The sequence below is a fragment of the Streptomyces sp. NPDC050504 genome, from assembly GCF_044458065.1.
In the GTDB taxonomy this organism is placed as follows: Bacteria; Actinomycetota; Actinomycetes; order Streptomycetales; family Streptomycetaceae; genus Streptomyces.
In genome coordinates this window covers 802934-821524 of the sequence record NZ_JBITHO010000002.1, presented here as the reverse complement: position 1 = coordinate 821524, position 18591 = coordinate 802934, and the positions used below count along the sequence as shown (strand labels likewise).

General features: G+C 72.0%; 15 protein-coding genes. 8 read left to right on the top strand and 7 right to left on the bottom strand.

Going from position 1 to position 18591, the window contains the following annotated elements:
- Window positions 1–26 precede the first annotated feature (26 nt).
- Together ACIBNE_RS09475 and ACIBNE_RS09470 are read left to right on the top strand one after the other, a co-directional pair.
- Window positions 27–803: an SDR family NAD(P)-dependent oxidoreductase gene (locus tag ACIBNE_RS09475; protein ID WP_399270882.1), complete on the top strand. Its 777-nt coding sequence runs from the start codon at window positions 27–29 to the stop codon at window positions 801–803.
- Between the two features lie 78 nt (window positions 804–881).
- Window positions 882–1883, top strand: coding sequence for an oxidoreductase (locus ACIBNE_RS09470; RefSeq protein WP_399270881.1), 1002 nt, complete (start codon window positions 882–884; stop codon window positions 1881–1883).
- Window positions 1884–1908: 25 nt separating this feature from the next.
- On the opposite strand, the gene ACIBNE_RS09465 is transcribed toward ACIBNE_RS09470, so the two are convergent.
- Window positions 1909–2343, bottom strand: a complete 435-nt coding sequence (locus ACIBNE_RS09465; protein WP_399270880.1) for a VOC family protein — start codon at window positions 2341–2343, stop codon at window positions 1909–1911.
- Window positions 2344–2645: 302 nt separating this feature from the next.
- Between ACIBNE_RS09465 and ACIBNE_RS09460 the strand changes: the two genes are divergently transcribed.
- The 6 genes from ACIBNE_RS09460 to ACIBNE_RS09435 all read left to right on the top strand — a co-directional run bounded on the left by ACIBNE_RS09460 (window position 2646) and on the right by ACIBNE_RS09435 (window position 8564).
- On the top strand, window positions 2646–3836 hold the full coding sequence (locus tag ACIBNE_RS09460; protein ID WP_399270879.1) for a cytochrome P450: 1191 nt from the start codon (window positions 2646–2648) through the stop codon (window positions 3834–3836).
- Between the two features lie 5 nt (window positions 3837–3841).
- Window positions 3842–4066: a ferredoxin gene (locus tag ACIBNE_RS09455; protein ID WP_399270878.1), complete on the top strand. Its 225-nt coding sequence runs from the start codon at window positions 3842–3844 to the stop codon at window positions 4064–4066.
- 102 nt (window positions 4067–4168) lie between these two features.
- Complete coding sequence (locus tag ACIBNE_RS09450; protein ID WP_399270877.1) at window positions 4169–5434, top strand: ABC transporter substrate-binding protein; 1266 nt, start codon at window positions 4169–4171, stop codon at window positions 5432–5434.
- On the top strand, window positions 5431–6342 hold the full coding sequence (locus ACIBNE_RS09445; RefSeq protein WP_399270876.1) for a carbohydrate ABC transporter permease: 912 nt from the start codon (window positions 5431–5433) through the stop codon (window positions 6340–6342). Before ACIBNE_RS09450 ends, ACIBNE_RS09445 begins: the two co-directional genes overlap by 4 nt.
- Window positions 6342–7229 carry a carbohydrate ABC transporter permease gene (locus tag ACIBNE_RS09440; RefSeq protein ID WP_399270875.1) on the top strand — a complete coding sequence of 296 codons (888 nt, stop codon included), beginning with the start codon at window positions 6342–6344 and terminating at the stop codon, window positions 7227–7229. The genes ACIBNE_RS09445 and ACIBNE_RS09440 overlap by 1 nt, the downstream gene beginning before the upstream one ends.
- A 174-nt stretch (window positions 7230–7403) precedes the next feature.
- On the top strand, window positions 7404–8564 hold the full coding sequence (locus ACIBNE_RS09435; RefSeq protein ID WP_399270874.1) for an alkaline phosphatase PhoX: 1161 nt from the start codon (window positions 7404–7406) through the stop codon (window positions 8562–8564).
- On the opposite strand, the gene ACIBNE_RS09430 is transcribed toward ACIBNE_RS09435, so the two are convergent.
- The 6 genes from ACIBNE_RS09430 to dusB all read right to left on the bottom strand — a co-directional run bounded on the left by ACIBNE_RS09430 (window position 8530) and on the right by dusB (window position 18433).
- Complete coding sequence (locus ACIBNE_RS09430; RefSeq protein WP_399270873.1) at window positions 8530–9276, bottom strand: ArsR/SmtB family transcription factor; 747 nt, start codon at window positions 9274–9276, stop codon at window positions 8530–8532. The genes ACIBNE_RS09435 and ACIBNE_RS09430 overlap by 35 nt on opposite strands.
- Before the next feature lie 762 nt (window positions 9277–10038).
- Window positions 10039–12789, bottom strand: coding sequence for a pyruvate, phosphate dikinase (gene ppdK / locus ACIBNE_RS09425; RefSeq protein ID WP_399270872.1), 2751 nt, complete (start codon window positions 12787–12789; stop codon window positions 10039–10041).
- A 329-nt stretch (window positions 12790–13118) separates the two neighbouring features.
- Window positions 13119–13757 (bottom strand): response regulator, encoded by a 639-nt coding sequence (locus ACIBNE_RS09420; protein ID WP_399270871.1) that lies wholly within the window; start codon window positions 13755–13757, stop codon window positions 13119–13121.
- A gap of 1 nt (window position 13758) precedes the next feature.
- Window positions 13759–14943 (bottom strand): sensor histidine kinase, encoded by a 1185-nt coding sequence (locus ACIBNE_RS09415; protein WP_399270870.1) that lies wholly within the window; start codon window positions 14941–14943, stop codon window positions 13759–13761.
- Window positions 14944–14948: 5 nt separating this feature from the next.
- Window positions 14949–17147, bottom strand: coding sequence for an MMPL family transporter (locus ACIBNE_RS09410; RefSeq protein WP_399270869.1), 2199 nt, complete (start codon window positions 17145–17147; stop codon window positions 14949–14951).
- A gap of 140 nt (window positions 17148–17287) precedes the next feature.
- Complete coding sequence (dusB, locus tag ACIBNE_RS09405; protein WP_399270868.1) at window positions 17288–18433, bottom strand: tRNA dihydrouridine synthase DusB; 1146 nt, start codon at window positions 18431–18433, stop codon at window positions 17288–17290.
- Window positions 18434–18591: the final 158 nt, after the last annotated feature.

Below are 18591 nucleotides of genomic sequence, written 5' to 3'. Positions count from 1 at the left end.
GTTCGGTCAATTATAAGGAGTACGGGATGTCCACCACCGCCCACCACCGCTTCACCGGCAGGTCCGTCCTGGTCACCGGTGCGGGCTCGGGCATCGGCCGCGCCCTCGCGCTCGCCTTCGCCGCCGAGGGCGCATCGGTGACCGTCGCGGGCCGCACCGCGGCGCCGCTCGCCGAGACCGTCGCCCTGATCGAGCGGGCGGGCGGCACCGCGCTCGCGGTCACCGCCGACGTCTCCTCGTCCGACGAGGTGCGCGCCCTGGTCGCCCGTGCCGTCGAGCGCTTCGGCTCGCTGGACGTCGCCGTCAACAACGCGGGCGTCTTCCGGGGCGGCGGCCCGATCGCCGAGCTTCCCGAGGCGGACTGGCACACCCTGCTGGACGTCAACGTCACGGGCGTCCTGCACGCCCTCCAGGCCGAGACGGCCCAGATGCGCGGCCAGGAGACCGGCGGCGCGATCGTCAACGTCTCCTCCAACCTCGGCGCCCACGCCCGCCGCCCCGGCCTCGCCGCCTACGCCGCGTCCAAGGCCGCCGTCTCCGCCCTGACCAGGGGCGCGGCCCTCGACCACATCGGGGACGGGGTGCGGATCAACGCGGTCAGCCCGGGGGCCTCGGACACCGGCATGTCGCTGCTGCCCGGCGAGAGCGAGGCCGAGCGGGCCGTACGGATGAAGGAGCAGTCGCCGCTCGGCCGGGTGTCCTCGCTGGACGAGGTCGCGGCGGCCGTGCTCTACCTGGCGTCCGACGCCGCCGCATCGGTGGTCGGCACGGACCTCGTCGTCGACGGGGGCGCATCGGCCTGACCCGGCCGCACCACCGCCTCCCCGGCCGTCCTGTCCGACCCGTTCGCCCCGCGCGCCCCGGCCCGTACCCTGTGCCGCATGACGAAGGCGAAGGCAGGAGCCGGGACGGGCACGAAGGGCAAGAAGGGCTGGAGCGCGGGCGACATGCCCGACCAGAGCGGCCGCACCGCCGTGGTGACCGGCGCCAACAGCGGCCTCGGGCTCGCCACCGCGCGCGAACTGGCGCGGCGCGGCGCGCGGGTGGTCCTCGCGTGCCGCAGCGAGGCGCGCGGCAGGGCGGCCGAGGAGCTGATCCGCCGCGAAGTGCCGGGCGCCGAGGCGAAGTTCCTGCCGCTCGACCTCGCGGACCTGGGTTCCGTACGGGAGTTCGCGGCCGGATTCCCGTACGGGACGGTGGACCTGCTCATCAACAACGCGGGCGTCATGGCGCTGCCGTACGGGCGCACGGCGGACGGCTTCGAGACCCAGTTCGGCGTGAACCACCTGGGGCACTTCGCGCTGACGGGGCTGCTGCTCCCCCGGCTGGCGGGCGTGCCGGGGGCCCGCGTGGTGAACGTGTCCAGCGGGCTGCACGCACTGGCCAACGTCGACATGGGCGACCTCAACAGCGAGCGCCGCTACCGGCGTTGGGTCGCCTACGCCCGCTCCAAGAGCGCCAACCTGCTCTTCACGCACGAACTGGCGCGCCGCCTCGCGGGAGCGGGCGCGGGATCGGGAGCGCGTAAGGGCTCGGGCGCCGCGGTCGTCGCCGCCGCCGCGCACCCCGGCTACGCGGACACCAACCTGCAGACCGCGGGCGCGCGCATGGAGGGCCGCGCGCTGGCCGAGCGGTTCTTCGCGCTCGGCAACCGGCTGATCGCACAGCCCGCCGCGTCCGGGGCCCTGCCCACCCTCTACGCCGCCACCGCGCCCGGGGTGCGGCCCGACGCGTTCTTCGGCCCCGGGCCCCTGGGGCTGCGCGGGGCGCCCGCCCCGTCCTGGCGGGCGCCGTGGACCCGCGACGACGTGGCGGCCGAGCGCCTCTGGGTGGCGTCCGAGCAGCTCACGGGCGTCGCCTACGGAGGCGGCGGCAGGGGCTGAGCCCGCCCGGGTCCCGGCCCGGCCCTCAGGCGTCCGGGGCCCCGCCCGCCTCACCCATGGCGGCCATGGCGGCCACGTCCATGAACATGTACTCCCAGTGGTGGCCGTCGGGGTCCAGGAACGAGCGGCCGTACATCGGGCCGTCCTCCATGGTCTCCTTCGCCGGGGAACCGCCGGACGCGAGCGCCGCGTCGACCTTCTCGTCCACCTCGGCGCGGCTGTCGGCGGACAGACAGAGCAGCACCTCGTTGTGGGTCGCGGTGTCGGTGATCTCCTTGGTGGCGAAGCCCTGGAAGAAGGGCTCGACGAGCAGCATCGCGTAGATCTCCTCGCTGAAGACCAGGCACGCGGCGTTGTCGTCGGTGAACATCGGGTCGAAGGAGTACCCGAGCTTGCCCCAGAACGCCTTGGACGCCTCCAGGTCCTTGACGGCGACGTTGACGAAGATCTTCGTGGACATGAGCGGTCTCTCTTCTCTCCGGGGAGCCGTACGGCGCTTGCCGTTCCGGCCGTTCTCACACAGGGGTAGACCACGGCCCGGCACGGAACTCATCGCTCCCGGCCGAGAAATCCCGGAAGGATTTTCGAACGCTTCCGGCCGGTCCCGCCGGGGTGCCCACGGCCCAGCGTAGGCATGCCGCCCCTCCCCCGCCCGGCGAACACCGGCCCGGACGAAATGGCCGAACCCCCCATGGAGAATTAGCTGCCCCAGGCATCTAATGGCAAGTGCAAGGAGCGCATCCCTCCGCCCGTGAGGTGATCATGACCGACCCCGTTGCCTTCCCCCAGGACCGCACCTGCCCCTACCACCCGCCCGCCCCGTACGAGCCGCTGCGCCGGACCCGCCCCCTGACCCGCGTCTCCCTCTACGACGGCCGCGCCGTCTGGGTCGTCACCGGACACGCCGCCGCCCGGACCCTCCTCGCCGACCCCAGGCTCTCCTCCGACCGCACCCGCGACGACTTCCCGCACCCCTCCGCGCGCTTCGCCGGGAACACCAGGCGCCGCACGGCACTGCTCGGCGTGGACGACCCGGAGCACAACGCGCAGCGCAGGATGCTGATCCCCAGCTTCTCGGTCAAGCGCGTCGCCGCGCTCAGGCCCCGCATCCAGCGGACCGCGGACCGGCTGATCGACGCCCTGGTCGAGCAGGGGCCGCCCGTCGACCTGGTGCACGCCTTCGCCCTGCCGGTGCCGTCCATCGTCATCTGCGACCTGCTCGGCGTGCCGTACGCGGACCACGACCACTTCGAGGCGCTGTCCCGGCAACTGCTGCGGGGGCCGACGGCCGACGACACCCTGGCGGCGCGCGACGCGCTGGACGCGTACCTCGGCGACCTGATCGACGCCAAGCGCGCCGGCCCCGGCGGGGACGGACTGCTCGACGAGCTGATCGCGCGCCAGGAGGCCGAGGGCGGGTACGACCGCGACGAGCTGACCGCGCTCGCCGTGATCCTGCTGGTCGCGGGGCACGAGACCACCGCCAACATGCTCTCGCTCGGCACCTTCACGCTGCTCCAGCACCCCGAGCAGCTGGCCGAGCTGCGGGACGACCCCGGGCTGCTGCCCACGGCCGTCGAGGAGCTGATGCGGTTCCTGTCGATCGCGGACGGCATGCTGCGGGTCGCGGTCGAGGACATCGAGGTGGCCGGGGCCCGCATCGAGGCGTCCGACGGCGTGGTGTTCTCCACGTCCGTCATCAACCGCGACGACACGGCGTTCGCGGCGCCCGACACCCTCGACTGGCACCGCCCGGCCCGCCACCACGTGGCGTTCGGCTTCGGCGTCCACCAGTGCCTGGGGCAGAACCTGGCCAGGGCGGAGATGGAGATCGCCCTGCGGACGCTCTTCGAGCGGCTGCCCGGCCTGCGGCTCGCGGCGCCCCCCGAACGGATCCCGTTCAAGCCCGGCGACACCCTCCAGGGGATGCTCGAACTCCCCGTGACCTGGTAGCCGCCGTGGATCCCGACATCCGCGTCGACCGGACGAAGTGCATCGGCGCCGGCATGTGCGCGCTGACCGCGCCCGACGTCTTCACCCAGGACGACGAGGGCCTGAGCGAGCTGCGGCCCGGCAGGACCGGCCCGGCGGGCCCGCTCGTGCGGGAGGCGGTCCGCGTCTGTCCGGTGGGCGCCATCACCGTGCGGGACCCGGCGGCCCGCGTACCGGACCCGGAGCCCTGACGGCTCAATCGCGCCACGCCGTCGCAACACCCCTGTCGTAATTCCGCCGCATGGTTGATCGTTGGGCCGTGCGACGGTCTCACGACAGGGGGACGGAACACCATGACGATCACTCGCAGGCGCCTGCTCACCACCGGAACCGGCCTCGCGCTCACCGGCGCCCTCGCCACCGCGTGCGGCTCCAACACCGGCCGCGACGACGGCAGTTCGGGCAAGAACGGGCCGACCATCGAACACTGGTACCACCAGTACGGCGAGCCGGGCACCGAACAGGCGGTGCGCCGCTACGCCGCCGCGTACCCCAAGGCCGAGGTCAAGGTGCAGTGGCGGCCCGGCAACTACGACCAGCAGACCGCGGCCGCCCTGCTCACCGACGCGGGCCCCGACGTCTTCGAGGCCAACGGCCCCACCCTCGACCAGATCCAGGGCAAGCAGGTCGTCGACCTCACCGACCTGATCGCGCCGGTCAAGGACGACTTCAACCCCGCGGTCCTCGCCCCCAAGACGTACGAGGGCAAGGTCTGGGGCATCCCGCAGGTCGTCGACATGCAGCTGCTCTACTACCGCAAGAGCCTGCTCGCCGACGCGGGCCTGAAGCCGCCCGGCACGCTCGACGAACTGATCGACACCGCGGCCGAGTTGACGGACAAGAAGACCAAGGGGCTGTTCCTCGGCAACGACGGCGGCGCGGGCGTCCTCGGCGGCACCCCGCTGTTCGCCGCCGGGCTCGGCCTCGTCACGGGCGACGGGAAGGTCGGCTTCGACGACCCCGCCGCCGCCCGGACCCTCGGCAAGATCCGGCAGCTGTACGTCGACGAGTCGCTGCTGCTCGGCGCGCCCAGCGACTGGTCGGACCCCTCCGCGTTCGTCCAGGGGCTGACCGCCATGCAGTGGTCCGGCCTGTGGGCCATGCCGCAGATCAAGAAGGCGCTCGGCGACGACTTCGGCGTGCTGCCCTTCCCGAAGGACGGCGCGCGGGGCAGGCCGACCGTGCCGGTCGGGGCGTACGGCGCGGCGGTCAACGCCCGCTCCGAGCACCGGGACGCGGCGAAGGCGTACGTGAAGTGGCTCTGGGTGGACTCCACCGAGAGCCAGGAGGACTTCGCGCTCTCCTACGGCTTCCACATCCCGGCCCGGATCTCGCTGGCGAAGAAGGCGGCGAAGCTCCGCGAGGGCGCGGCGGCCGACGCGGTGAAGTACGCCACCGAGTACGGCTACTCCGAGCCGCTGCTGTGGACCCCGGCGAGCAAGGTCGCCTACCAGGACGCGCTGAGCCGGATCATCAAGGACGGCGCCAATCCGGACAGCGAGCTGCGGACCGTCGTGCGCAAGGCGAACGAGGAGCTGAAGCGGGTCGGCCGGAGGTGACCACCCGCGCCGCGAGGAACGCCCTGTGGTTCTGGGTCTTCGTCGGCCCGTTCGCCGCGGGGCTGGTCCTCTTCACCTACGTGCCGCTGGGCTGGAGCGTCTACCTCAGCTTCTTCGACGCGCACAACACCGTCTCGCCCACCGAGTTCGTCGGGCTCGACAACTACGCGGCGATGCTGCGCGACGACGCGTTCACCGACAGCCTGACGACGTTCCTGGCCTTCACCGCGTTCATCGTGCCGACGACGTTCGCGCTGTCGCTGGCGCTCGCGCTGATGGTGAACAGGCTGCGGTTCGCCCAGGCGTTCTTCCGGTCGGTGTTCTTCCTGCCCGCCGCCTGCTCCTACGTGGTGGCGGCGCTGGTGTGGAAGCTGTCGATCTTCAACGGGGTGCGGTTCGGCCTGGCGAACACGGTGCTCGGCTGGTTCGGCGCGGAGCAGATCGCCTGGCTCTCCACGACGGACCCGCCGTGGTACTGGCTGGTGATCGTGACGGTACGGCTCTGGCTCCAGGCCGGTTTCTACATGATCCTCTTCCTGGCCGGACTCCAGCGGATCGCTCCGGCGCTGTACGAGGCCGCGGCGGTGGACGGCGCGCGGCCCGGCTGGCAGACGTTCCGCCACATCACCTTCCCGCAGCTGCGGCCGACCTCGATCGCGGTGGCGCTGCTGCTGGTCATCAACGCCTTCCAGGCGTTCGACGAGTTCTACAACCTGCTCAGCGACTCGCGCGGCTACCCGCCGTACGCCAGACCGCCGCTGGTGTACCTCTACTACACCGCGCTCGGCCAGGGGCAGAACCTCGGGCTCGGCAGCGCGGGCGCGGTGATCCTGGCGGCGGTCGTCGCGGTCGTCACGGTCTTCCAGGCCCGCTGGTTCGGGCTCGGCTCGGGCAAGGAGCGGCATTGATGCGGGGCGACGTTCGACTGCGGGACCGCGCGCGGGGGCGGGGGCGGGTGCGGGACGACGGCCTGGTGCGGGCCGGGCGGGCGCTGCGCGTGGCGCTGCTGGTCGCGCTGGCCCTGCTCTTCCTGATCCCGTTCTACCTGCTCGTGCGCAACGGGCTCGCGACCGAGCAGGAGATCACCTCCCCCGACTGGACGTTCTTCCCCGCCGAACTCCAGTGGTCGAACGTCACCGAGCTGTTCGACGACCCGGCCGTGCCGATGGCGCGCTCGCTGCTCAACTCGGCGCTGATCGCGGTCGCGACGACGCTCGGCACGCTGGTGCTGGCCTCGCTCGCCGGGTACGGCCTCGCCCGGATCCCGTACCGCTACGCGGACCACGTGTTCTACGCGGTGCTGGGGACGCTGATGGTCCCCGCGGCGGTCACCTTCGTGCCGAGCTTCGTGCTGGTCTCCTCGCTGGGCTGGGTGTCGACGCTGCGCGGGCTGATCGTGCCGACGCTGTTCTCGGCGTTCGCCGCGTTCGTCTTCCGGCAGTACTTCCTGGGCTTCCCCGCCGAGTTGGAGGACGCGGCGAAGGTCGACGGGCTCGACCCCTGGCGCACGTACTGGCGGATCGTGGTGCCCAACTCGCTGCCGGTCTTCGCCGCCGTGGGCACCATCGTCTTCATCGGGGCCTGGAACTCCTTCCTGTGGCCGCTGGTCATCGGCCAGGACAAGGAGGCGTGGACCGTGCAGGTGACGCTCTCCACGTTCACCACGGCCCAAGTGGTCAATCTGCACGAGCTGTTCATCGCGGCCGTGGTTTCGGTGCTGCCGCTGCTGGTGGTCTTCCTGGTCTTCCAGCGGTGGATCGTGGCCGGAGTGGAGCGCTCCGGGGTCAACGAGTAGGACGCGGCGCCCGGGAGGGGGCGGAAAACGGGGCGAACGGCGACAGTCCGACCGCGGCGCGCCCCCGCCTCCCCCCGACGTCCCCGCTTCACCGGGCGTTGCCGGTACGGCCACCCCGCGCTCCTAGGTTCCTGGACGCACTCTCCGCTCAAGTCCACGACACCTGGAGTGACCATGGAACGACGCACCCTCCTGCGCGGCGCCGTCGTCGGCTCGTCCGCCGCCGCGTTCGGCGGCTCGCTGTGGCGCGGCGCCGCTCAGGCCGCCCCGGCGCAGCCCGCCGCCGGTCCGTACGGCGCGCTCGGCCCGGCCGACGCCAACGGCATCCGGCTGCCCGCCGACTTCACCAGCCGGGTGATCGCCCGCTCGGGCCAGAAGGTCTCCGGCACGTCGTACACCTGGCACAGCGCCCCGGACGGCGGCGCCTGCTACGCCGACGGCTCCGGCTGGATCTACGTGTCCAACTCCGAGATCAACCCGTCGGGCGGGGCGGGCGCGGTGAAGTTCTCCGCGACCGGCGCGGTCACCGGCGCGTACCGCATCCTGTCCTCGACGCGGCAGAACTGCGCGGGCGGCAAGACGCCGTGGAACACCTGGCTGTCCTGCGAGGAGGTCGACCGGGGGTACGTCTACGAGACCGACCCGTGGGGCGTGAACCCGGCCGTGCAGCGCGCCGCGCTGGGCCGGTTCAAGCACGAGGCCACGGCGGCCGACCCGGTCCGCAGGGTGATCTACCTGACCGAGGACGTCACCGACGGCTGCTTCTACCGCTTCACGCCCACCACCTGGGGCGATCTGTCGGCGGGGAAGCTGGAGGTGCTGAAGATGGGCTCGGGCACCAGCGGCCCGGTCACCTGGGGGCAGGTCACCGACCCGTCGGGCGCGTCCACCGCCACCCGCAACCAGGTGTCGGGCGCCAAGCGGTTCAACGGCGGCGAGGGCTGCTACTACGCCGACGACACCTGCTGGTTCACCACCAAGGGCGACAACCGCGTGTGGCAGTACAACGCGGCGTCCTCGACGATCGAGCTGGCCTACGACGACTCGCTGGTGCCCTCGGGCGCCGCGCCGCTGACGGGCGTGGACAACGTCACGGGCACGTCCTCGGGCGACCTGTACGTCGCCGAGGACGGCGGGAACATGGAGATCTGCCTGATCACCCCGGACGACAAGGTCGCGCCGTTCCTGCGGATCGAGGGCCAGTCCGGTTCGGAGATCACCGGACCGGCCTTCTCTCCCGACGGCACGCGGCTGTACTTCTCCAGCCAGCGCGGGACGAGCGGCAGCTCGTCCGGCGGCATCACCTACGAAGTGACGGGGCCCTTCCGCGCGTAGCGGCGGGCGCGTCGTGGGCGCCGCCGCGCAACAGGGCGGCGCCCAACGGCGTCAGCGTGTGCAGCACGGCGCTGCCGTGCCGCAGCGTGACCAGGAGCCCGGCGTCCCGCAGGACGGTGGCGTGCTGGCTCGCCGAGGCGAGCGACACCCCCGCCCTGCGGGCGAGTTCGCTGGTCGTGCAGCCCTGCCCTATCGACTGGAGCACGGCCGACCTGGTGTGCCCGACGAGCCGGCCGAGCGCGGCGCTGGGCCCGCCGTGGGCGGGGGCGTCGGTCTCGTAGTGCGTGACGGGGTAGACGAGGACGGGCGGCAGCAGCGGGTCGCGGTAGACGACCGGTGTGCGGCGGCAGAAGTACGAGGGCTGGAGCAGCAGCCCGCGCCCGTTGAGGTGCAGCTCGCGGTGGCACGGGTAGTCGGCCTCCAGGACCGGCGGCCGCCAGCGGAGCATCGGAGGCAGCGAGGCGAGGAGTTCGTCCGCTCCGCCGTCCAGGACGGCCCTGCCGCGGATCGCGCGGTCCGCCTCGATTCTGGCCTGGACGTGCGGCCAGTACGGCTCGACGGCGGCCCTGTGGTAGCTGCCCAGCGCCCCGATCAGCCGGTCCATCGGCTCTGTGCGCCCGTCGGCGAGGGCACAGAGCCAGCCCGGCAGCGTGCGTTCGGCGCCCAGGAGGGCTATCTCGGCACGGACGCGGTCCGGTTCGGTCTGGCGCACGGCGTCGGTCGCCGAGTCAAGGCCGTCGCTTCCGAACGGCGTGAGAAAGTCCGGAAAATAGCCCCGGGAAGGGACTACCGCGGAGAGCAGGCGTGTTTCACCATTCAACCGGGTACGTGCTTCGGCCCGCCATTCGCCGAAGACCTGCGAACCGCTCCGGTCCCTTAATCGGTGATAGCTCAAAATGGTTTCCCACAAGACGTCGGGACGGCCGGCCAAGCGCATCTTGGCCAAGTCCACCCCAGTGAAATGAATACGAAGCATGCAATCCCCACCTGTTGCAGCCGCAATGACCCCGTTCTCTGAGTATGCACGCTGTCACAGGCCGTCACCACGGGGTTTCAGCCACAGTTGAAACGTATCGCGGGCAGGGTGTGCTAACCGAAAAGCTGTACCAGGTCGGCCGCCGAAATGGTGTGACGAAGACCGTGGGGGGCTTTGTGCGCCCGGCGGTGGTCGGCGGGGGTAACAGGGTGCGTCCCGCGGGTGGGGATCCGCGGGACGCATCCGGCGAATTCACCACGGCATTACTTCCCGGCCACGGCGGCGGGCGCGGTACGGCGAATAACCATATGTGGTTCGCCTGCAAAGCCCATGCATTCAGCCACAGGGGGGCGCGCACGGCGCGCGACGGGCGAGCAGATCCTAGCCCTTGCCCCGGAGGCACCCCACGCCGGGGGCGCCGCACGCCGAAGCGGCGACACCCCCGCACAGGGTGCCGCCGCTCCTGGAAAGGGCTCCGGGCCCTTGGTCACCGCGCGCTCAGCGCGAGTCGCTCCCCTTCGCCTCCGCCGCCGCACGCCCCGCTTCGAGGCGCGCCACGGGGATCCGGAAGGGCGAGCAGGACACGTAGTCCAGCCCCACCTCGTGGAAGAAGTGCACCGACTCCGGGTCACCGCCGTGCTCGCCGCACACGCCGAGCTTCAGGTCGGGCCGCGTCGCCCGCCCCTGCTTCACCGCGTGCCGCACCAGCGACCCGACGCCGTCCTTGTCGATCGTCTCGAACGGCGAGACCCCGAAGATCCCCTTCTCCAGGTACGCGGTGAAGAAGCTCGCCTCCACGTCGTCCCGGGAGAAGCCCCACACGGTCTGCGTGAGGTCGTTCGTGCCGAACGAGAAGAACTGCGCGGCCTCCGCGATCTGCGCGGCCGTCAGCGCGGCGCGCGGCAGCTCGATCATGGTGCCGATGGTCAGCTTGAGGTTGGTGCCGGTCGCCGCCTCGACCTCCGCGATGACCGCGTCGGCCTCCTCGCGGACGATCTCCAGCTCCTGGACCGTGCCCACCAGCGGGATCATGACCTCGGCCCGCGGGTCGCCCTTCGCGTTCTTGCGCGCGGCGGCGGCCTCCGCGATGGCCCGCACCTGCATGGCGAACAGACCGGGGATGACCAGGCCCAGGCGCACGCCGCGCAGGCCCAGCATCGGGTTCTGCTCGTGCAGCTTGTGCACGGCCTGGAGGAGGCGCAGGTCGTTCTCGTTGGCGTCCTCGCGGGACTCGGCGAGCGCGACGCGCACCGACAGCTCGGTGATGTCGGGCAGGAACTCGTGCAGCGGCGGGTCCAGGAGGCGCACCGTCACCGGCAGCCCGTCCATGGCCTCGAACAGCTCGACGAAGTCCTTCTTCTGGAGCGGCAGGAGCGCCCCCAGGGCCTCCTCGCGCTCGGTGTCCGTGTCGGCCAGGATCAGCCGCTCGACCAGCTCGCGGCGCTCGCCGAGGAACATGTGCTCGGTGCGGCACAGGCCGATGCCCTGGGCGCCGAAGCGACGGGCGCGCAGCGCGTCCTCGGCGTTGTCGGCGTTGGCGCGCACCCGCAGGCGGCGGACCCGGTCCGCGTACGCCATGACGCGGTGCACGGCCTGCACCAGCTCGTCGGCGTCGTCGGCGCCGGCGTGCATCCGGCCCTCGAAGTACTCGACGACCGGGGACGGCACGACGGGCACCTCGCCCAGGTACACCTTGCCGGTGGAGCCGTCGATGGAGACGACGTCGCCCTCCTCGACCACCCGGTCGCCGACCGTCATGCGGCGGCGCTTGGTGTCGACGTCCAGCTCCTCGGCGCCGCAGACGCAGGTCTTGCCCATGCCGCGGGCCACGACCGCGGCGTGCGAGGTCTTGCCGCCGCGCGAGGTCAGGATGCCCTCGGAGGCGATCATGCCGTCGAGGTCGTCGGGGTTGGTCTCGCGGCGGATCAGGATGACCTTCTCGCCGGAGCGGGACCACTTGACCGCGGTGTACGAGTCGAAGACGGCCTTGCCGACGGCCGCGCCGGGCGAGGCGGCGATGCCCCGGCCGAGCAGGTCGGTGGTGGCGTCCTCGTCGAAGCGCGGGAACATCAGCTGGGCGAGCTGGGCGCCGTTGACCCGCTGGAGGGCCTCGGCCTCGTCGATCAGGCCCTGGTCGACGAGCTGGGTGGCGATGCGGAACGCGGCACCGGCGGTGCGCTTGCCGACGCGGGTCTGGAGCATCCACAGCTGGCCGCGCTCGATGGTGAACTCGATGTCGCACAGGTCCTTGTAGTGCGTTTCGAGCGTTTCCATGATCTGCATGAGCTGGTCGTACGACTTCTTGTCGATCGACTCCAGGTCCGCGAGCGGCACGGTGTTGCGGATGCCCGCCACCACGTCCTCGCCCTGGGCGTTCTGCAGGTAGTCGCCGTACACGCCCTGGTGGCCGCTGGCCGGGTCGCGGGTGAAGGCGACGCCGGTGCCCGAGTCGGGGCCGAGGTTGCCGAAGACCATGGAGCAGACGTTGACGGCCGTGCCGAGGTCGCCGGGGATGCGCTCCTGGCGGCGGTAGAGCTTGGCGCGGTCGGTGTTCCACGAGTCGAAGACCGCCTGGATGGCGAGGTCCATCTGCTCGCGGGCGTCCTGCGGGAAGTCGCGGCCCGCCTCGTCGGCGACGATCTTCTTGAACTTCTTGACGAGCTTCTTGAGGTCGGCGGCCTCCAGCTCGGTGTCGACCTTGACCTTCTTGGCGGTCTTCGCGTCGTCGAGGGCGTCCTCGAAGAGCTCGCCCTCGACGCCGAGGACGGTCTTGCCGAACATCTGGATGAGGCGGCGGTAGGAGTCCCAGGCGAAGCGCTCGTCGCCGGACTGCTTGACCAGGCCCACGACGGAGGCGTCGGAGAGGCCGATGTTGAGGACCGTGTCCATCATGCCGGGCATGGAGAACTTGGCGCCGGAGCGGACGGAGACCAGCAGCGGGTCGTCGGCCTGGCCGAGCTTCTTGCCCATGCGGGTTTCGAGCGCGTCGAGGTGCGCGGAGACCTCGTCGCGCAGCTCGGCGGGAGCGTCGCCGCTCTCCAGGTAGACCTTGCAGGCCTCGGTGGTGATGGTGAAGCCCGGGGGGACGGGGAGGCCGAGATTGGTCATCTCGGCGAGGTTCGCGCCCTTGCCGCCCAGGAGGTCCTTCAGATCCTTGTTGCCCTCCGTGAAGTCGTAGACGAACTTCGGGGACTCACTGGACTCGTCGCTCACAGTGGTGGCTACGTGGGGATCTTTGTTTTCCGACACTGGTCTCGACTCCTCGGGACGCGGTGGCTGCCCTGACGGCGAGGAACATACCCAGATCGAAGGCTTCTGGGTACGTCCACCTGTGCGTCATGCGGCTTTAACCACCCGTCCGCCAGCAGATCGAAAGTAACCCTTCGGTAGGGCAAGTTTTTACACCCCGAAGTCGGCTTGACCCAAAGTAGAGCCAGGGCGCTCATGTGAGCGGGCATTGCAGCATTTGCGTTCAAGACTTGAAAGCAGAAAGGGTGGCACTGAGTGCCACCCTTCAATTACCGCAGAGCCTCAAGATCCGCTCATCTGAGCATGACCCCCATCAAGCGTGGCGAGAATCACGCCCTTCGCAGCAGCCCGAGCTCCATCGCCCTGACCACGGCGAGCGTCCGGTCGCTCACGTCGAGCTTGGCGAAGACCCGCAGCAAATGGGTCTTGACCGTGGCTTCTGTGATCACCAGACGGCGTCCGATCTCCACGTTGGACAGCCCGTCGGCGACCGCCCCGAGCACATCGAGCTCACGCGCGGTGAGCACCACGGGCGCGGGCCGCCGCATCCTGGCCACCAACCGCTCCGCGACACGGGGTGCCAGTACCGTCTCGCCCCTGGCCGCCGACCGGATGGCGTCCGCGAGCTGTTCGCGCGTGGTGTCCTTGAGCAGATAGCCCACCGCGCCCGCCTCCACGGCCCGCTCGATCTCCTCGTCGGTGTCGTACGTCGTCACGATCAGCACCTTGGTGCGGGCCGGGCCCGCCACGATCGCGGCGGTGGCGCTCGTCCCGTCCAGCACCGGCATCCGCAGGTCCATCAGCGCCACGTCGGGGTCGAGCCGGGCCACCAGCTCCACCGCCTCGCGCCCGTCGCCCGCCTCGCCGACGATCTCGATGCCGGGCTCGGCCGCCAGCAGGGCCACCACCCCGGCGCGCATCACCGTGTGGTCGTCGACCACGACGACCCGCAGCCTGTCCCGCGTCATGTCACACCTGTCCGTTCGTAGGGATCATCGCGAGTATCCGGGTGCCGTCCCCGACCGAGCTGGTGACCGTCAGCTCCCCGCCCAGCTCGGCCAGCCGCTTGCTCATCCCGTTGAGCCCGAAGCCCCGGGACCCGGCCACCACGAACCCCTTCCCGTCGTCGGTGATCTCCAGCTCGACCCCGTAGGAGTACGGGGTGAGCACCACGTCCACCGCGGAGGCCTCCGCGTGCTTGCGGACGTTGGCCAGCGACTCCTGGGCGCAGCGCAGCAGCGCGATCCCGGTCTGCCGGTCGCACTCGACGTCCGGCAGTTCGGCCCCGACGGCGATCCCGGTGTCCTCGGCGAACCGGTCCAGGACCCTGCGCAGCGCCTGGGAGATCGAGCCAGGCGCCGGGGCCTGGGAGGCGGCGCCCACCAGGATCCGCGCCTCGGCCAGGTTCTCCCGCGCGGTGCGCTCGATGGAGAGCAGTTGCTGGGCGCTCCGGTCCGGCGCGGTCTCCAGGCCCGCGCGGGCCGCCTCCGCGAGGACGACGATCGACGCGAAGCCCTGGGCGAGCGTGTCGTGGATCTCCCGGGCGATGCGCTCGCGCTCGTCGGCCGCGCCCTGCTTCTGGTGCGCTTCGGCGAGCCGCTGCTGGGCGCTCTCCAGCTCCGCCGAGAGCCGCCTGGCGCGCTCGTCGCTGTGTTCGGACATCCGGTGCCAGCCCGTGCCCATCAGGACGCTCACCGCGTAGAAGAGCAGCGTGAACGCCGTGTCGTAGGTGAGGAGGCCGCCGTCACCGCCGTGGTCCCTGGCCGCGTCCGCGGCGACGGTGAGCGCCGCCGCGGCCCCGCTGTGCGCGACGGCGGCCCGCGCCCCGTCCGCGTACAGCCAGAACAGCGGCAGGGTCACGGCGAACAGCGCGGCCCCGCCGTCCCGCAGGAAGGCCAGCGCGCCGAGGCCGATGACGAGCACCCGCAGGACGGTGCGCGGGGGCACGGCGGGGTGGCCGGGGAACGCCTCGGCGGCGGCGTAGGTGAGCGTCGTGACGCCCAGCGCGCCCAGCGCGGCGAAGCGCACCGCGCCGGTGTCGCCCACGGCCGCGATCACCTGCGGGCAGAACCCGAAGACGAACCAGACGGCCGCGGTCCACCGCCGCGACGCCGAACCTGCGAACGGGGCGGTGGACCGCGGGTGTTGCGTCATGGGGATCAGCCTACGTACTGGTGCGCGGGGGCCGTCGGGGCGGCCGTCCCGGCCCCCCGAGCGCGGCCCCCGCGCCCCCAGGCCCGCTCGCCGAGCAGCAGCAGCGCGGCGGGCAGCAGCACCAGCCGTACGACCACCGCGTCCAGCAGCACCGCGACCGCCAGGCAGAAGCCCATCTGCTTCATCTCGGTCAGGTGCAGGGCGACGAACCCGGCGAACACCGTCACCATCACCACCGCCGCGCTGGTGACGACCTTCGCGGAGCGGGTGATGCCTTCGAGCACCGCCTCCCTGGCGGGCGTTCCGGCGTCCTTGGCCTCCTTGATCCGGCTCAGTACGAACACCTGGTAGTCCGTCGACAGGCCGAAGAGGATCACGAAGAGGAAGAGCGGCACCCGCGACGCGATCCCGCCCAGCGAGTCGAAGTCCAGCAGCCCCTCGGCCCAGCTGCCCTGGAAGACCAGGACGAGCAGCCCCAGCGAGGCCCCGGCCGACAGCAGGTTGAGCACGACGCCGAGCAGTCCGATCACCACCGAGCGGAACGCCCACACCGTCATCAGGAAGGTGCACAGCAGCAGCGCGCCGACGACCAGCGGCAGCCGCTCGCTCTCGTGCGTCACGTAGTCCCGGCCCCGGGCCACGTCCCCGCTGACCGCGCTCTCCACCCCGTCCAGCGCGCCCAGCGCGGCCGGCAGGTGGACCTCGCGCACGCGGGCCAGGGACGCGACGCCCTTCCCGGAGTTCGCGCTGTACGGCGAGGCGACCTCCAGGACGTGCACGCGGCCGTCGGCCGAGGCGAGCAGCCGCGGCTCGTGGCCGGGGACGAACAGCGGGTCGGCGGCGGCGCGGCGGCCGAGGTCGGCGAGCGCGGCCTTCACCCGGGGGGCGTCGGCGGCGTCGGCGCGGGCCACGACCCGGTGCTGGGTGGTGAGTTCGGGGAAGGCGTCGTTCAGCCGGTCGTACACCCGCATGGCGTGCATGTCGCGGGAGAAGGTGTCGCGGCCCGGGTCGATGAGCTTCATGCCGAAGGCGGGCAGGGCGAGGCCCAGCATGGCGAGCGCGGCGAGGACGAGGGCGAGCGCGGGGCGCTTGCGGGCGGGGCTGAGCAGGGTGTCCAGGACGCGGCCGGTCTCGGGCTTCGCGGCGCGGCCGCGGGGCTTCCTGCCCTGTGCGGCGCGGCGGGCGGCCCTGCGCTCGGTGCGCCTGCCGATCCGTACGAGCAGGGCGGGGAGCACCGTGACCGAGCTGAGCACGGCGACGGCCACGACCAGGATGGTGCCCGTCGCGATCGAGGAGAAGATCACGTCGGAGGCGAGGTAGAGCGTCGCGGTGGAGAGGATCACGGCCATCCCGGACACCACGACGGCCCGTCCTGCGGTCGCCGCGGCCAGTTCGACCAGGGCCTCGCTGCTGAGCCTGCCGCCCGCCCCGGCCCGTTCCTCGCGTTCGCGCTTGAGGTAGAAGAGCGTGTAGTCGACGCCGACGGCGAGGCCGATCAGCAGGATGAGGTTGGCGCTGACGCCCGCGTCGGGCACCAGGTGCGAGGCGAGCATGGTGAGGCCGAAGGCCGCCGCGATCGAGGTGAGCGCGAGCAGCAGCGGGACGCCCGCCATGGTCACGGAGCCGAAGACGACCAGCAGCGTGATGAGCGTGACGGGCAGCGAGATGCGCTCGGAGAGCGCCAGGTCCTCGCCGCGCTGGTCGTTGACGGCCTTGCTGATGGCGGGCGAGCCGGTCTCCTCGACGATCACCGTCGGGTGGCTCTTCGCGACCTGCGCGGTCTGTTCCAGGAGCGGCCCGACGTTCTTGCGCCCCTCCAGCTCGGGGCCCTTGAGGACGACGGAGACCATCAGCGCGGTGCCGTCGGCGGAGCGCACGGGGGCGGCGACCGATTCGACCTGGGGCAGGGCCCGCATCCGGGCGGTGACGTCCGCGGCCGCCGCGTCGGCGGCCGCCGCGTCCAGGCGTCCGTCCGCGGCCCGGATCAGCACCTGGTCGGTGGGCCTGCGCTCCAGGCCGCCGTCGGCCGCCATGGCCTCGGCGCGGCCGGCCTCGCCGACCCGGAAGTCCTCGGACCCGGCCTGGTCGGTGCCGACGGCCATGCCGAGTCCGAGGCAGAGGACGACGAAGGCGAGCCACCCGGCGATGGCCTGCCAGGTGTGGTGGGCGCTCCACCGGGCTATCCGTACGGGAAGTCGGTTCATGCCCGTAATGCTGCTGGTCAGAGCCCTGTCGGCGACAGGACCGACCGATGGGACCTGGGGTCGACCGGTCGGTGGACAAGGGCCCTGGGGACAGCCCCCCGGGCCCTCGGGGACAGCCCCAGGGGGCCCTTGCCGGAAGGTCAGCCTCCGGAGGTGTCCAGCTCCGCGTCGGCGCTGATGCCCGCGCAGTCGTACGGGTCCTTCAGCCAGCCGTCCGGGAGCACCACGCGGTTGTTGCCCGAGGTGCGCCCGCGCGGCCCGTCGGCCCCGTCGGGCCACGCCTGGTCCAGGTCCAGCTCGTCGAGCCCGCCGCGCAGGTCGGCCAGGGTGGAGGTGATCGCGAGGCGCTTTCGCATCTCGGAGCCGACCGAGAAGCCCTTGAGGTACCAGGCGACGTGCTTGCGGAAGTCGATGACGCCGCGCGCCTCGTCCCCGATCCACTCCCCCAGCAGCGTCGCGTGGCGCACCATCGCGTCGGCGACCGTGCGCAGCGTCGGCGTCGCGCGCTCCCCGCGCCCCTCGAAGGCGGCCACGAGGTCGGCGAAGAGCCAGGGCCGCCCCAGGCAGCCGCGCCCCACGACCACGCCGTCGCAGCCGGTCTCGCGGACCATGCGCAGCGCGTCGTCGGCGGACCAGATGTCGCCGTTGCCGAGCACCGGGATCTCCGGGACGTGTTCCTTGAGGCGCTTGATGGCGTCCCAGTCGGCGGTGCCGCCGTAGTGCTGGGCGGCCGTGCGGCCGTGCAGCGCGATGGCGGTGACGCCCTCCTCGACGGCGATGCGGCCCGCGTCGAGGTAGGTGATGTGGTCGTCGTCGATGCCCTTGCGCATCTTCATGGTGACCGGCAGGTCGCCCGCGTTGGACACCGCCTCGTGCAGGATCGCCCGCAGCAGCGGCCGCTTGTACGGGAGCGCGGAGCCGCCGCCCTTGCGGGTCACCTTGGGGACCGGGCAGCCGAAGTTGAGGTCGATGTGGTCGGCCAGGTCCTCGTCCACGATCATGCGGACGGCCTTGCCGACGGTGACGGGGTCCACTCCGTACAGCTGGATCGAGCGCGGCGTCTCGGTCGCGTCGAAGTGGATCAGCTGCATGGTCTTCTCGTTGCGCTCGACCAGCGCCCGCGTCGTGATCATCTCGCTGACGAACAGCCCCTTGCCGCCGGAGAACTCGCGGCACAGCGTGCGGAAGGGGGCGTTGGTGATGCCGGCCATGGGTGCGAGCACCACGGGCGGCTGCACGGCGTGCGGGCCGATGGAGAGCGTGGTCATCAGACCATTGTCACGCATCGCGGCGGGAGCCGGTGGCACAGGGCGCACGCACAGGGCGGCGGGGGCCGCCCCCCCCCCCCGGGGCGGGGGCCCCCCCCGGGGGGCGGGGGGGGGGGGGCCCCCCCCCCCCCCGGGCCCCCCGGCGCCCCCCCCCGCCCCCCCCCGGGGGGGCGCCG

Coding starts and splice junctions, on each gene's coding strand:
- ACIBNE_RS09475 (WP_399270882.1), top strand. CDS start 27: ATGTCCACCACCGCCCACCACCGCTTCACCGGCAGGTCCGTCCTGGTC.
- ACIBNE_RS09470 (WP_399270881.1), top strand. CDS start 882: ATGACGAAGGCGAAGGCAGGAGCCGGGACGGGCACGAAGGGCAAGAAG.
- ACIBNE_RS09465 (WP_399270880.1), bottom strand. CDS start 2,343: ATGTCCACGAAGATCTTCGTCAACGTCGCCGTCAAGGACCTGGAGGCG.
- ACIBNE_RS09460 (WP_399270879.1), top strand. CDS start 2,646: ATGACCGACCCCGTTGCCTTCCCCCAGGACCGCACCTGCCCCTACCAC.
- ACIBNE_RS09450 (WP_399270877.1), top strand. CDS start 4,169: ATGACGATCACTCGCAGGCGCCTGCTCACCACCGGAACCGGCCTCGCG.
- ACIBNE_RS09440 (WP_399270875.1), top strand. CDS start 6,342: ATGCGGGGCGACGTTCGACTGCGGGACCGCGCGCGGGGGCGGGGGCGG.
- ACIBNE_RS09435 (WP_399270874.1), top strand. CDS start 7,404: ATGGAACGACGCACCCTCCTGCGCGGCGCCGTCGTCGGCTCGTCCGCC.
- ACIBNE_RS09420 (WP_399270871.1), bottom strand. CDS start 13,757: ATGACGCGGGACAGGCTGCGGGTCGTCGTGGTCGACGACCACACGGTG.
- ACIBNE_RS09415 (WP_399270870.1), bottom strand. CDS start 14,943: ATGACGCAACACCCGCGGTCCACCGCCCCGTTCGCAGGTTCGGCGTCG.
- ACIBNE_RS09410 (WP_399270869.1), bottom strand. CDS start 17,147: ATGAACCGACTTCCCGTACGGATAGCCCGGTGGAGCGCCCACCACACC.
- dusB (WP_399270868.1), bottom strand. CDS start 18,433: ATGCGTGACAATGGTCTGATGACCACGCTCTCCATCGGCCCGCACGCC.